Origin of the sequence: Arenivirga flava (assembly GCF_030161575.1) — a bacterium.
GTDB lineage: Bacteria > Actinomycetota > Actinomycetes > Actinomycetales > Microbacteriaceae > Arenivirga > Arenivirga flava.
Genome location: NZ_BSUL01000001.1, coordinates 1919276 through 1931679 on the forward strand (window position 1 = coordinate 1919276; position 12404 = coordinate 1931679).

Below are 12404 nucleotides of genomic sequence, written 5' to 3' on the forward strand. Positions count from 1 at the left end.
CCGTCAGTCCTCCAGGATCCGGTCGAGCCGCCGGGCGGCGCGCCGATCGTGCAGCCAGGCGACGAGCCAGGCGACCAGGAACAGCGCCGTCATGGGCAGGGCGATGAGGAACATCGAGAGCAGGTCGACGGCCGGGGTGACCATGGCGCTGAAGAGCACGATCGCGATCACGACGACGCGCCACGAGCGGGCGAGCGTGGCCGCCGGCAGGACGCCGAGCAGGTTGAGCACCACGACCACGACCGGCAGCACGAAGGCGACGCCGGTGGCCAGCACCACCTTGAGCACGAAGTCGACGTACTCGCTCGCCGAGAGCACCGAGCTGTCCTCGCTCGACGCGAAACCGGCCAGCAGGGTCACCATGTGCGGGAAGAGCATGAGCCCCGCCGCGCAGCCGGCGGCGAAGAGCGGCACGGCGGCGGCCAGGAAGCCGAAGGTGTAGCGGCGCTCGCGGCCGGTGAGCCCCGGGGCGAGGAAGCCGAGCAGCTCAGCCAGCCAGACCGGGCTCGAGAGCGCGATGCCGGCCGAGAGCGCGATGCGCAGCCGCAGGTCGAAGGCGCCCGTCACGACCTCGTAGTTGAGGCTCGCGTCGCGCGAGGCGGCGAGCTCGACGATCGGGGCGCGCAGCACCTCGAGGATCGGCTCGCTGAGCAGGAAGCCGGCGATCATGCCGGCCGCGAGCGCCACCGCCGCGCGCACCGAGCGCGTGCGCGCCTCGCGCAGGTGCGCTTCCAGCGGCATGCGCCGGGGCGCGGCGGCGGTGGCTGCGGCGGTCATGACGCCGAGCGGACGGGGGCGGGGGCGGCGTCCTGCGGGGCGGCGGTGGCCGCATCCGCTCGGTCCTGCTCCTCGTCGGGGCTGGCGACCTCCTTCTTGAGGATGCGCACGGACTGCCCGACGCTCTTGGCGAGCGCCGGCAGCTTGGCCGCGCCGAAGATCAGCACGATGACGGCGAGGATGACGAGGGCGTGCCATCCGGTGAGATTCTGCAGCATGGGTCCTTCTCCTCAGGGGCGGCCGGGCGCGGCGCCCGCGCTCGGGGTCGTGGTGGTGTCGACGCGCGCGACGAGGCTCGCGATGTAGCCGGTCGAGACGTCGCCGCTGATCGTCGCCAGCTGCAGCTCGCCGCCGTCCTCGCCGAAGACGTTGTCGCTGTCGAGCGTCGTCTGCGTCATGTTGCGGCTGGAGCCGTCGTAGCCGTCCGTGGCGTAGACGGCGTCGCAGGCCTCCTCGGGCAACGCCATCTGCGAGGTCGCGATGGCGTTGCCGGCGTCGTCGGTCGAGTCGAGGTCGGGGTAGACCTCGAAGTGGATGTGCGGCCAGCGGCCCGAGTAGGCGGCCGGGAAGATGCTCGTGAAGCTCACGGTGCCGTCCGCATCCGCCACCTGCACGCCGCGCAGGTAGCTCTCGTCCTCGATGCCGTCCGAGTACATCGAGTAGCCGCCCTGCGCGTCGCAGTGCCAGGCGTACACGGCGGCGCCGGCGAAGGGCGCGTCGCCGTTCGCCATGTCGGTGACCGTGATGCTGAAGGTCAGCGGTACGCCCGCCGCCGTGCTGCCGCCGCCGAGGGACGAGCGGATGTCGCTGCGCACGATGCCCGACTGCTCGAGCACGTCCGGACCGTTGGAGCCGTCGCCCGGGTAGGGCCCGGCCGTCTCGTCGGGGATCTCGGCGCTCGGCAGCGTGCTGGTCGCCGTGCTCGTGGCGCTGCTGCTCGGGGTGGGGGTGGTCCTCGCGCTCGGGCTGGAGCTGCCGGCCGTGGTGCTCGCGCCGTCGCTCGTGCAGGCGGCGAGGGCCATGGCGCCGGCGCCGAGGCCGACGATGCCGAGCACGCCGCGGCGGCTGACGAGCGTGCGCAGGTCGAAGCGCACGCCCTGGTCGACGATCTCCTCGTCGGCTCGGTCGAGCAGCCGCCCCTCGTACGCGGGGCCGTCCGGCGTCTGCTCGGGCTCGGGGTTGGTGTGCATGGTGCTCGCCTCCTGGGGTCGTTGGAACCCCATCGTGTGCGCCGTCGCTATCCCCAGCCTTTCGCATTCCTATGAGGCGACTATGGGTGTTGCGTCGGCACCGGCCCCGGCGTCCACTCCTCCTCACGCTCACCCCGGTCCTCCCTTCCTCGTCCCCCTCCTCGCCCCCTCCCCGCTCCTCTTCACCCCTCCCCACTCCCCTTCCTCGTCCTCGCCCCCTTCCTCCTCCTCCCCCCCCCGATCCCGAATGACGGAATCTTGCAGCAAGAGCCCGCGGCGGCGGGGCGGGGCGGGGCGCATCCGCTCGATCTCCGTCATTCGGGATCGGCTGACCGGCGCGTCCCCTCCCGGAGTCGACCGATGTCTGCTCTCGGAGTCGACCGGCGCCTCTCTCTCGGAGTCGGCCGGCCCGTCTCACTCGGGTCGACCAGCGCGTCTCTCTCGGAGTAGACCAGCCCGTCTCACTCGGGTCGACCAGCCCGTCTCTCCCGGAGCCGGCCGGCGCCTTCCTCTCCGACGGGGACGAGCGGATGCGCGGTCGCCGGCACGACACCTCGGGTCGGTACACTCCGCCGGGTGAGCACCCCCGCCGTCCTGTTCGTCTGCGTGCACAACGCCGGCCGCTCGCAGATGGCCGCCGGCTTCCTGCGCGAGCTCGGCGCCGGCCGCGTCGAGGTGCGCTCCGCCGGGTCGCTGCCCGCCGAGCGGATCAACCCGGTCGCCGTCGAGGCCATGGCCGAGCTCGGCATCGACCTCGCCGCGGAGCAGCCGAAGGTGCTGACGACGGATGCGGTGCGCGAGTCGGACGTGGTGATCACGATGGGCTGCGGGGACGTGTGCCCGGTCTTCCCCGGCAAGCGCTACGAGGACTGGCAGCTCGACGACCCGGCCGGGCAGGGTCTCGAGGCGGTGCGTCCGATCCGCGACGAGATCCGCTGGCGCATCGAACGGCTGCTCGCGGAGCTGCTGCCCGGCTGATCCTCCGGCCTCTCCGCGCGACTCGGAGCGTGCTCGCAGCCCGCGCATCGCCAGCCCGCCGCCCGCATCCGCCAAACGACGGAGATCGGATGCTCGAAGCGCTCTGAGCGCTGGCGGTCACCTGGATCTCCGGGGCGAACGACACTCCGTCCGCTTCGATCTCCGTCGTTTGGCGAGGACGGAGTCGGCAGCGAGGGCGGAGTCGGCAGCGAGGGTGGAGTCGGCAGCGAGGCCGGGAGTTGCGGGCAGGCGGGACGGCGGAACGGCGGAGTGCGGGACGGCGGTCAGGCTGGGAAGCGGGGCACGGCGCGTCAGGCCGGAGCCTGCAGCGCGGGCACCTCGACGACCTGGGCCGCGTAGCTGAAGCCGCCGCCGAAGCCCATCAGCAGCACGGGGCCGCCATCGGCGAGCGCGCCGCGGCGCAGCTTGTCGAGCGCGATCGGCACGGAGGCGGCCGACGTGTTGCCCGAGGTGGCGACGTCGTAGGAGGTGCGCTCGGGGGCCACGCCGATGGCGTCGCCGACCGCGGCGATGATGCGGGAGTTCGCCTGGTGCGGCACGAAGCCGGCCAGCCGCTCGGCCCTCATGCCGGCGCGATCGAGCGCGTCCTGGGCGATGCGCGGCAGGTTCGTCATGGTCCAGCGCAGCACCGAGGCGCCCTGCATCGTGAAGCGCTCGTCGGGGCGCTCGATGCGGATCGCGTCGGCGAGCGACGGCTCGGTGCCGTGCACGGCGGGGAACACCCCGCGCTCGGCCGAGGCCTCGAGCACGGCCGCGCCGGCGCCGTCCGCCATGAGGATCGCGGTCGAGCGGTCGCTCCAGTCCATGAAGTCGCTCATCCGCTCGGCGCCGATGACGACGGCGCGCTCGGCGTCGCCGGCGCGGATCGCCTGGTCTGCGGCGGCCAGCGCCATGGTGAAGCCGGCGCAGGCGGCCGAGAGGTCGTAGCTCATCGCTTTGCGCACCCCGAGCCGGCCGGCCACGCGGGCCGCGGTCGACGGTGAGCGCTCGCCGGTCATGGTCGCGACGATGAGCAGGTCGATGTCGGCGCCGTCGATGCCAGCGTCGTCGAGGGCGCGCTGCGCGGCATCGGCGGCGAGGTCGACGAGGGTCTCGTCTTGGGCGATGCGGCGCTCGCGGATGCCCGTGCGCGTCGTGATCCACTCGTCGGAGGTGTCGAGGGTGCGCGTGAGGTCGTCGTTGGTCACGACGTGGGCGGGCTGGGCCGATCCGGTTCCGCGGATCCGGCTGTACCGCTGGGCGGTGAGTTCTGGCATCCCCTCGATTCTCCCGGACGTCGGACGCCCGACCGCCCGGATCCGGTTCGCGCTCAGCGATCCATCGGGAGATGTCGTCCGCTGGTCGTACGCTCGGTCCGGCGAGAGGAGGCCGGATGCCCGAGGGCGATACCGTCTGGCGCACCGCGCACCACCTGCACCAGGCGCTGGCCGGCACGGAGCTCACGGTCACCGACTTCCGGGTGCCGAAGTTCGCAACCGTCTCGCTCGTCGGCGAGACCGTCGACGAGGTCGTCGCGCGCGGCAAGCACATCCTCGTCCGCACTCCCGAGCACACCGTGCACAGCCACCTCAAGATGGAGGGCGCCTGGCACCTGTACCGGCACGGCAGCCGCTGGATCCGCCCCGACTACCAGGCGCGCGCCGTGCTCGAGACGAGCGGATGGCAGGCGGTCGGCTTCGATCTCGGCATCGTGCAGGTGCTGCGCCGCACCGAGGAGGACCGCGCGGTCGGCCACCTCGGCCCCGACCTGCTCGGGCCGGACTGGGATGCGGACGAGGCCGTGCGCCGACTCGCGGCGCAACCCGACGCCGAGGTGATCACCGCGCTCATCGAGCAGCGCAACCTCGCCGGTCTCGGCAACGAGTACGTCAACGAGCTGTGCTTCCTGCGCGGCTACCACCCGCAACGCCGGGTGGCGGACTGCGACCTGCCGGCCACGGTCGCCCTCGCCCACCGGCTCATCCACGCCAACCGCGACCGCGTGGAGCGCACGACGACCGGCGACATGCGCCAGGGGCGCCGCAAGTGGGTCTACGGGCGCGAGGGCAGGCCCTGCCTGCGCTGCGGCACGCGCATCCGCTTCACCAAGCTCGGCCGCAACGAGCTGGAGCTGCGCAACACGTTCTGGTGCCCGCGCTGCCAGCCGGCCGTCAGTCCGCGACCCGGATGAGCACCTTGCCCACGGCACCGGCCTCGACGGCCGCGTGCGCCTCCGCGGTGCGCTCGAGCGGGAACCAGGTGAGCGGCAGCCCCGCCTCCTCGCCGACGGGCAGCGCGCCGTCGCGGAGCGCGGCGGTGAGGTCCTCGGCGGCCGCACGCAGCGCATCCGCTCCGACCGTGTAGAGCAGCAGGCCCTGCCAGCGGATGTTCTTCGCGAACGACGCGACGATCGGCAGCGAGAAGGCGTCGCCGCCGTCGTTGGCGTAGTAGCCGACCGAGGCGTGGTTCGCGGCCACCCGCACGTCGAGCTCGGCGTTGGCGGAGGGCGACACCTCGACGATCAGGTCGACGCCGTCGGGGGCGATCTCGAGGATGCGCGCGGCGGCGTCCTCCTCGCGGTAGTTCACGGTGTGCTGAGCGCCGGCGGCGGTGGCGAGCGCGGCCTTCTCGGGCGAGCTGATGGTCGTGATCACGGTCGCCCCTGCCCAGGCCGCGAGCTGGATGGCGGCGTGCCCGACGGCGCCGGCGCCGCCCTGCACGAGCACCGTGCGACCGGTGAGCGCGCCCGGGGCGAGGCGGCTGGGGCCGTGCTCGTGCACGGTGAGCGCGCGGTGCGCGGTCATCGCGGGCACGCCCAGGCTCGCGCCGATCGCGTCATCGACGCCCTCGGGGAGTCGCACCGCTCGGGAGGCGGGCACGACGGTCAGCTCCTGCGCGGTGCCTGTCGGGCGCTGATGCGCCGCCATGAACAGCCAGACCCGGTCGCCGACGGCGAGGCCCTCGACGTCGGGACCGACCGCGTCGATCACGCCGGCGCCGTCCTGGTTCGGCACCACCTCGTCGAAGGCCAGCGGCTGGCCGCTGCCGGCGCGCGACTTCCAGTCGGTCGGGTTGACGCCCGAGACGGTCACCCGCACCCGCACCTCGCCGGCGCCCGGCTCGGCCGGTTCGCGATCGACGAGGTCGAGGACATCGGGGGCTCCGGTGGTCGTGTAGACGATGGCTCGCATGGCAGGGGCAACCGTCGCCCGGCCGCGCGCATTCCGTGCGGTCAGGCTTCAGCCAGCTTGCGCAGCTGCTCCTCGCGCAGGGGCACGGACGGCCCCATCGGGTTCACGACGACGCCGGCCTGGCCGCCCTGCAGCGCCGCGCGGGCGACGTTCGCGGCGCCGGTGGCGTAGGGCACGACGTCGGGCGCCCAGGCGATGACCTCGGCCGGCGAGGTGAAGAGCAGCCCGTAGACGCCGCCGTCCGGACCGCTCGCCGAGGGCACGCTGATGCCGGTCACCTCGCCCGCCGCATCCTTCTGCTGGATGGTCGGGATGAAGACCATCGGCGCGGCCGCGAGCAGCGCGAGGAAGTCGTCCATGGAGAGCTCCTGCTCGCGCAGCGCGTCGAGGATCGGCTCGTTGGCGGCCGGGTCGTCGGTGAGCCCGGCGCGCAGCTCGTCGGCGTAGAGGATGGCGGGCGCAGCGCTGCCTGCGTCGATGACGAGGCCCTCGTAGTCGGTCGCGGCCTGGCGCACCACCGCGGTCGCGGGCTGCACGAGCGAGCGGGTGTCGGCGGTGCCGCGCCACGCGGCCAGGCGCGCATTGCTCGTGAACGCCAGCAGCAGTCGCTTGCCCGCGTTGTCGACCTGCTCGCCGATCGCGAGGGTGTCTCCCGGCTGGAACGGGTTCGCCGGGTCGGCGAACGTCGAGTCGGTCGCGTCGAGCAGGAGCTCGCCGCGGGCGCAGAGTCGCAGCACGCCGTAGGCGGTGCGGGCGTCGCGCTGCTCGGCCCAGGCCTCGAGCGCGGTCTGCAGGTCGGGGCGTTCCAAGGGCTCGTTGTTCATCCGCCCCACGCTACCGACCGCTACTTGACGAGGGGGAAGAGGATCGTCTCGCGGATGCCCAGGCCGGTGATCGCCATGAGCAGGCGGTCGATGCCCATGCCCATGCCGCCCGTGGGCGGCATGGCGTGCTCGAGCGCGGCGAGGAACTCCTCGTCGAGCCGCATGGCCTCGTCGTCGCCGCGGGCCGCGAGCTTCGCCTGCTCGACGAAGCGCTCGCGCTGGACGACCGGGTCGACGAGCTCGGAGTAGCCGGTGGCGAGCTCGAAGCCGCGGATGTAGAGGTCCCATTTCTCGACGACGCCGGCCTTCGTGCGGTGGTCGCGCACGAGCGGGGAGGTGTCGACCGGGAAGTCCATGACGAAGGTGGGGCGCACCAGGTCGCCCTTCACGAAGTGCTCCCAGAGCTCCTCGACGACCTTGCCGTGGCTCGGCACCTTCACCTCGACGTCGTTGGCCTCGGCGAGGGCGCGCAGCTCGTCGAGCGACGTCTCGGGCGTGATCTGCACCCCGACGGCGGCGCTCAACGACTCGTACATGTCGATGCGGTCCCACTCGCCGCCGAGGTCGAACTCGGTGCCGTCGGCCCAGGTGACCACGTGCGAGCCCGCGACCGCGAGGGCCGCGTTCTGGATGAGCTGCTGCGTGAGGTCGGCGATGCCGTGGTAGTCGCTGTAGGACTGGTACGCCTCGAGCATCGCGAACTCGGGCGAGTGCGTGGAGTCGGCGCCCTCGTTGCGGAAGTTGCGGTTGATCTCGAAGACCCGCTCGAGCCCGCCGACGACGGCGCGCTTGAGGAAGAGCTCCGGCGCGATGCGCAGGAACAGCTCGGTGTCGAACGCGTTGGAGTGCGTGACGAAGGGGCGTGCCGCGGCGCCGCCGTGCACGGTCTGCAGCATGGGCGTCTCGACCTCGAGGAAGTCGTGACTCGCGAAGGTCGCTCGCAGCGAGGCGTTGACGCGGGCGCGCGCCACGGCGGTGCTGCGGGCCTGCTCGCGGGCGATGAGGTCGAGGTAGCGCTGGCGCACCCGCGTCTCCTCGCTCAGCTCGCCGTGCAGGTTCGGCAGCGGCAGCACGGCCTTCGCCGCGATCTGCCAGCCGTCGGCCATGACGCTGAGCTCGCCGCGGCGCGACGAGATGACCTCGCCCGAGACGAAGAGGTGGTCGCCGAGGTCGACGAGCTCCTTCCAGCGCTGCAGGCTCTCCTCGCCCACGTTCGCCAGCGAGATCATGGCCTGGATGCGGGCCCCGTCGCCCGCCTGGATCGCCGCGAAGCAGAGCTTGCCGGTGTTGCGCAGGTGCACGATGCGACCGGCGACGCCGACCCGCACACCGCTGGCCTCGTCCGGCTGCAGCGCGCCGAAGCGCTCGCGCACCTCGCCCACCCGATGGGTGATCGGCACGGTCACGGGGTAGGCCTCGCCGCCGTCGGCGATCAGCCGCTCGCGCTTGGCGAGGCGCACCGCCTTCTGCTCGCTGACCTCCTCGGAGGAGAGCTCGGCGGGGGCGGCGTTCACGGGGGCGTCGTTCATGATGACCTTCTGCTGCGGGGGATGCCGTCGAGTCTACCGAGCGGCGGATGCGCGGACCGGCGCCGGACGGTCGGCGCACGGCCTCGAGCAGCGCCGCAGCCGCCTCGGCCGGCGCTCCCTCAGCCGATGCGGAGTCGCCCGTTGTCGATCAGCCGGGTGGTGCCCACCCGGGCCGCGATGAGCACCTGCGCCTCGCCGGCGTGGTCCTCGGCGACGGGCGCGAAGGTGTCCGGATCGACCACCGTGAAGTAGTCGAGCTCGAGCAGCGGCTCCCCCGCGGCGACCGCCTCGGCGGCCGCGCGCACCGCGGCCACGCCCTCGCCGGCGCTGGTCTCGGCCGCGGCGAGCATCGCGGGGATCGCCAGCGCGGCCTGCCGCTCCTCCGCGCCGAGGAACCGGTTGCGGCTCGACAGCGCGAGCCCGTCGCGGTCGCGCACGGTCTCGACGATCTCCTGCCGCACCGGCAGATCGAGGTTCTCGATCATCCGGCCGACCAGGAAGGCCTGCTGGGCGTCCTTCTGCCCGAAGAGCACGGTGTCGGGCTGCACGATGTTGAGCAGCTTGGCGACCACGGTGAGCACGCCGTCGAAGTGCCCGGGCCGCGATGCGCCCTCGAGCGTGCCGGCGACGCCGGAGGCGGTGACGCTCGTCTCGCTGCCGCCGCGCGGGTACATCCCGGCGGCGCTCGGCGCGAAGAGGAAGGGCACCCCGGCGTCGCGCAGCACGCGCAGGTCGTCGTCGAGGGTGCGCGGGTAGCGGTCGAGGTCCTCGCCGCGGCCGAACTGCAACGGGTTGACGAAGAGCGAGACCACCACGATGTCGGCCAGCTCCTGCGCCCGCTCGACGAGCGCGACGTGGCCGGCGTGCAGCGCGCCCATCGTCGGCACCAGCGCGATCGTGCCGGCGTCGCCGTTCATCGCGGCCTCCGCGGCGGCCTGGGCGAGCTGCTCGCGCAGCCCGGCGATGCTGTCGATGAGGACGGTCATGGCGGTGCTCCTTCGGGGCCGTTCGGCCGCACCGATCGTACCGCCGGGCCGCATCCGCGGGATGCGACGGGGCGCCTCGGCGACGATGGGGCGCGCGGACGCATGCCCCGACGTCGCCGAGGCGCCCCGAAGCGGAGCGGAGGGAGCGATCTGCGGGTCAGGCGGGCACGAGCGCCGCCGGCCGCGGATCGAGGTGCACGCCCGCGATCATGCAGCGCACCGATCCGCCGGCCAGCTCGATCGTGGGGACGGGGACGGCGACGATCGGGGTGCTGCGCTCGATCCGCATCCGCTGCTCCGCCGTGAGGAGGCCGCCGCCCGGGCGGACATCGCGAGGAAGCGCCCCGCGGATCCCTCCAGCTCGATCGCGTTGCCGGCGAAGCCGCGCAGCTGCGCCGCGCTCAGCTCGATCACCTCGCGGCGCCGGCCGAGCCGCTCGAGCACCTGCGCGCGGCGCAGCGGGTCGGCGATGCGATCGAGCCCGACCAGCGCCACGTCCGTGCCCACGCAGAGCATGACGTTGGAGTGGTAGATCGGCACGCCCCGCTCGTCGGCCGCGTCGAAGGCCATCGGCTCGAATCCGAAGTTGGTGCAGAAGCGCTCGAGCGCCACCGGATCGGCGCGGTGCGAACGCGCCACGTACGCGATGCGCGCGTCGTGGTCGAGCACCATCGCGCCGGTGCCCTCGAGGAACACGTCGTCGCGCTCGAGGCCGGAGTAGTCGATGACGTCCTGCACCCGGTAGCGCTCCTTCAGGAGCTCGACGACGTCCCAGCGGCGCTCGCCCCGACGGCTCGGCGCGAACATCGGGAAGACCGCGACGTGCCCGCCGGCGTGCGTCGAGAACCAGTTGTTCGGGAACACGCTGTCGGGATGCGCGCCCGACTCGTCCTCGAAGAGGTGCACCGTCACGCCCTCGGCCGTCAACCGCTCGGCGAGCGCGGTCACCTCGTCGTAGGCGCGGCGCGCCACCACCTCGGCAGGGTCGGTCGCCGGCTGCTGGAAGGCGTTGTCGAGCGCGGTCTGCGCGTTGGGCGCGAAGCGGTGCGGGCGGATCAGCACCACCGCCGAGGGCGCCTGGCCCATCTCAGCGCACCGGTGAGAGCGCCGCGACCATGCCGAAGAGGTCCTTCGGGTCCTCCGGCTCGGCGACGAGGTCGATGTCGGTCGAGAAGCGGGTGCCGCGGGTCTCGTCGCGCAGGAAGCGCAGGGCCGAGAAGTCCTCGATCGCGAAACCGACCGAGTCGAAGACCGTGATCTGCGCATCCGATCGCCGGCCCGGCTCGAGCCCCTGCACGACCCGCCAGAGCTCGGTGACCGGGAAGTCGGGTGCCATCTGCTGGATCTCGCCCTCGATGCGCGTCTGCGGCTCGAACTCGATGAAGACGTCGGCCATGCCGAGGATGGCGGCCTCGAGCTCGGTCTTGCCGGGGCAGTCGCCCCCGATCGCGTTGAGGTGCTGACCGGGGCGGATGTCGGATGCGTGCAGCACCGTCGCGAGGGCCTTGTCGGCCGTGCAGGTGGTCACCACGTCGGCGCCGTCGGCCGCCTCGGCCGCGGACCTCGCCGCGGTGATCCGGAACCCGAGCGGCGCGAGGTTGCGCTCGAGCTTGGCGACCGCGGCCGGGTCGACGTCGTGGACGGCCAGCTCGTCGATGCCGAGCGCCGCGCGCATGCCGAGCGCCTGGAACTCGGCCTGGCTGCCGGCGCCGATGAGCGCCATGCGCCGCGAGTCGGGTCGGGCCAGATGCCGCGCCGCCATCGCCGAGGTCGCGGCCGTGCGCAGCGCCGTGAGCAGGGTCATCTCGGCGAGGAAGACGGGGTAGCCGTTGTGCACGTCGGCGAGCACGCCGAAGGCCGTGACGGTCTGGAAGCCGCGCCCGGGGTTCGAGGGGTGCCCGTTGACGTACTTGAACGAGTAGGTCTCGTGGTCGCTCGTCGGCATGAGCTCGATCACGCCGAACGGGGTGTGGCTCGCCACGCGCGGCGACTTGTCGAACTGCTGCCAGCGGCGGTAGTCGTCCTCCACCGCCTGCGACATCCGCTCGATGATGCGCTCGGCACCGGTCTCCACGATCCAGCGCACCATGCTCTGCACGTCGACGAACTCGGTCATCTCGACACCTCTCCCTCGGTGCCTCGACGCTATTGCTGATCGGTCTGCACTCTCCATAGCCTCAGTGCTCGACATCTGCCCGCGAACCGAGCACTCTGCGAGCTCGCGCAATACGCTCTGCTCATGAGCGACCTCAGTGACCTCGACCGCCGGCTGCTCGCCGCGCTGCGCGAGGACGGACGGATGCCCGTGGCGGAGCTCGCCCGCCGACTGCAGGTCGCGCGCGCCACGATCACCACGCGGCTCGACCGCCTCGTGACGAGCGGTGTCATCGTGGGATTCAGCGTGCGCGTGCGCGACGAGGCCGCGCTCGACCGCATCCGGGCCGTGTCGCTCATCGAGGTGGAGGGACGGTCGACGGATGCGGTCATCCGCACCCTGCGCGGCTTCCCCGAGATCGCGGCGCTGCACTCGACCAACGGCGCCTGGGACCTCGTCGCGGAGCTGCACGTCGACACGCTCGCCGAGTTCGACCGGGTGCTGGGGCGCATCCGCGGGGTCGACGGCGTCATCAACAGCGAGACGAGCCTGCTGCTCAGCTCGGTGCTGCGCTGAGGGTGCGGCGGCACCGGGGCCGGGGGCGGGGGCGGGGGCGGGGGCGGGCTGCGACGCCGCGCAGCGCAGGTCAGTCGCGCAGGCCGCTGCGGTAGCCCGACCGGATCATCGTCGCCCCGATCGCCACCGGGACCGCGCCGAGAGCGAGCATGATCGGCCGCTCGAAGAGCACGGCCCCTGCCGCTCCGAGCAGCACGCCGACGGCGACGAGTCCCCAACCCCAGGCGATGCGCATGCGGACAGTCTGCAGCAGTCGGC

General features: G+C 72.9%; 13 protein-coding genes and 1 pseudogene. 3 read left to right on the forward strand and 11 right to left on the reverse strand.

The features are described 5' to 3' along the window. Positions 1-3: 3 nt before the first annotated feature. From tatC to QQK26_RS09210, 3 genes are read right to left on the reverse strand one after another with little or no spacing between them, the layout of a single operon-like run. Entirely contained in the window at positions 4-777 is a 774-nt protein-coding gene (gene tatC / locus QQK26_RS09200) for a twin-arginine translocase subunit TatC (protein ID WP_284231939.1), read from the reverse strand. Continuing rightward, positions 774-995, reverse strand: coding sequence for a twin-arginine translocase TatA/TatE family subunit (gene tatA, locus QQK26_RS09205; RefSeq protein WP_284231941.1), 222 nt, complete (start codon positions 993-995; stop codon positions 774-776). The genes tatC and tatA overlap by 4 nt, the downstream gene beginning before the upstream one ends. A 12-nt stretch (positions 996-1007) precedes the next feature. Beyond that, positions 1008-1967, reverse strand: a complete 960-nt coding sequence (locus QQK26_RS09210) for an intradiol ring-cleavage dioxygenase (RefSeq protein WP_284231942.1) — start codon at positions 1965-1967, stop codon at positions 1008-1010. Positions 1968-2543: 576 nt separating this feature from the next. Between QQK26_RS09210 and QQK26_RS09215 the strand changes: the two genes are divergently transcribed. After that, entirely contained in the window at positions 2544-2945 is a 402-nt protein-coding gene (locus QQK26_RS09215) for an arsenate reductase ArsC (protein ID WP_284231944.1), read from the forward strand. Between the two features lie 311 nt (positions 2946-3256). On the opposite strand, the gene QQK26_RS09220 is transcribed toward QQK26_RS09215, so the two are convergent. Then, the gene (locus QQK26_RS09220) at positions 3257-4222 is read right to left on the reverse strand and encodes a beta-ketoacyl-ACP synthase III (protein ID WP_284231946.1); all 966 of its coding nucleotides are present in this window, start codon (positions 4220-4222) and stop codon (positions 3257-3259) included. Positions 4223-4338: 116 nt separating this feature from the next. Between QQK26_RS09220 and QQK26_RS09225 the strand changes: the two genes are divergently transcribed. After that, positions 4339-5136: a DNA-formamidopyrimidine glycosylase family protein gene (locus QQK26_RS09225; protein WP_284231948.1), complete on the forward strand. Its 798-nt coding sequence runs from the start codon at positions 4339-4341 to the stop codon at positions 5134-5136. On the opposite strand, the gene QQK26_RS09230 is transcribed toward QQK26_RS09225, so the two are convergent. The 6 genes and pseudogenes from QQK26_RS09230 to ocd form a co-directional block, all read right to left on the reverse strand. Further along, positions 5117-6136: an NADPH:quinone reductase gene (locus QQK26_RS09230; protein WP_284231950.1), complete on the reverse strand. Its 1020-nt coding sequence runs from the start codon at positions 6134-6136 to the stop codon at positions 5117-5119. The two genes, QQK26_RS09225 and QQK26_RS09230, sit on opposite strands and share 20 nt — an antisense overlap. A gap of 41 nt (positions 6137-6177) precedes the next feature. Further along, complete coding sequence (locus QQK26_RS09235; RefSeq protein WP_284231952.1) at positions 6178-6960, reverse strand: SseB family protein; 783 nt, start codon at positions 6958-6960, stop codon at positions 6178-6180. A 20-nt stretch (positions 6961-6980) separates the two neighbouring features. Beyond that, the gene (gene lysS, locus QQK26_RS09240) at positions 6981-8489 is read right to left on the reverse strand and encodes a lysine--tRNA ligase (RefSeq protein ID WP_284231954.1); all 1509 of its coding nucleotides are present in this window, start codon (positions 8487-8489) and stop codon (positions 6981-6983) included. Positions 8490-8608: 119 nt separating this feature from the next. Next, positions 8609-9475 (reverse strand): pantoate--beta-alanine ligase, encoded by an 867-nt coding sequence (gene panC / locus QQK26_RS09245; RefSeq protein ID WP_284231956.1) that lies wholly within the window; start codon positions 9473-9475, stop codon positions 8609-8611. Positions 9476-9632: 157 nt separating this feature from the next. After that, positions 9633-10561, reverse strand: a pseudogene (ctlX, locus tag QQK26_RS09255) (citrulline utilization hydrolase CtlX). Between the two features lies 1 nt (position 10562). Next, entirely contained in the window at positions 10563-11591 is a 1029-nt protein-coding gene (gene ocd / locus QQK26_RS09260) for an ornithine cyclodeaminase (RefSeq protein WP_284231960.1), read from the reverse strand. 123 nt (positions 11592-11714) lie between these two features. On the opposite strand from ocd, the gene QQK26_RS09265 reads away from it, so the two are divergent. Further along, positions 11715-12146 carry an Lrp/AsnC family transcriptional regulator gene (locus QQK26_RS09265; RefSeq protein ID WP_284231962.1) on the forward strand — a complete coding sequence of 144 codons (432 nt, stop codon included), beginning with the start codon at positions 11715-11717 and terminating at the stop codon, positions 12144-12146. 70 nt (positions 12147-12216) lie between these two features. Here the strand turns inward: QQK26_RS09265 and QQK26_RS09270 are convergent, their stop codons facing one another. Then, entirely contained in the window at positions 12217-12381 is a 165-nt protein-coding gene (locus QQK26_RS09270) for a hypothetical protein (protein WP_284231965.1), read from the reverse strand. Positions 12382-12404 lie beyond the last annotated feature (23 nt).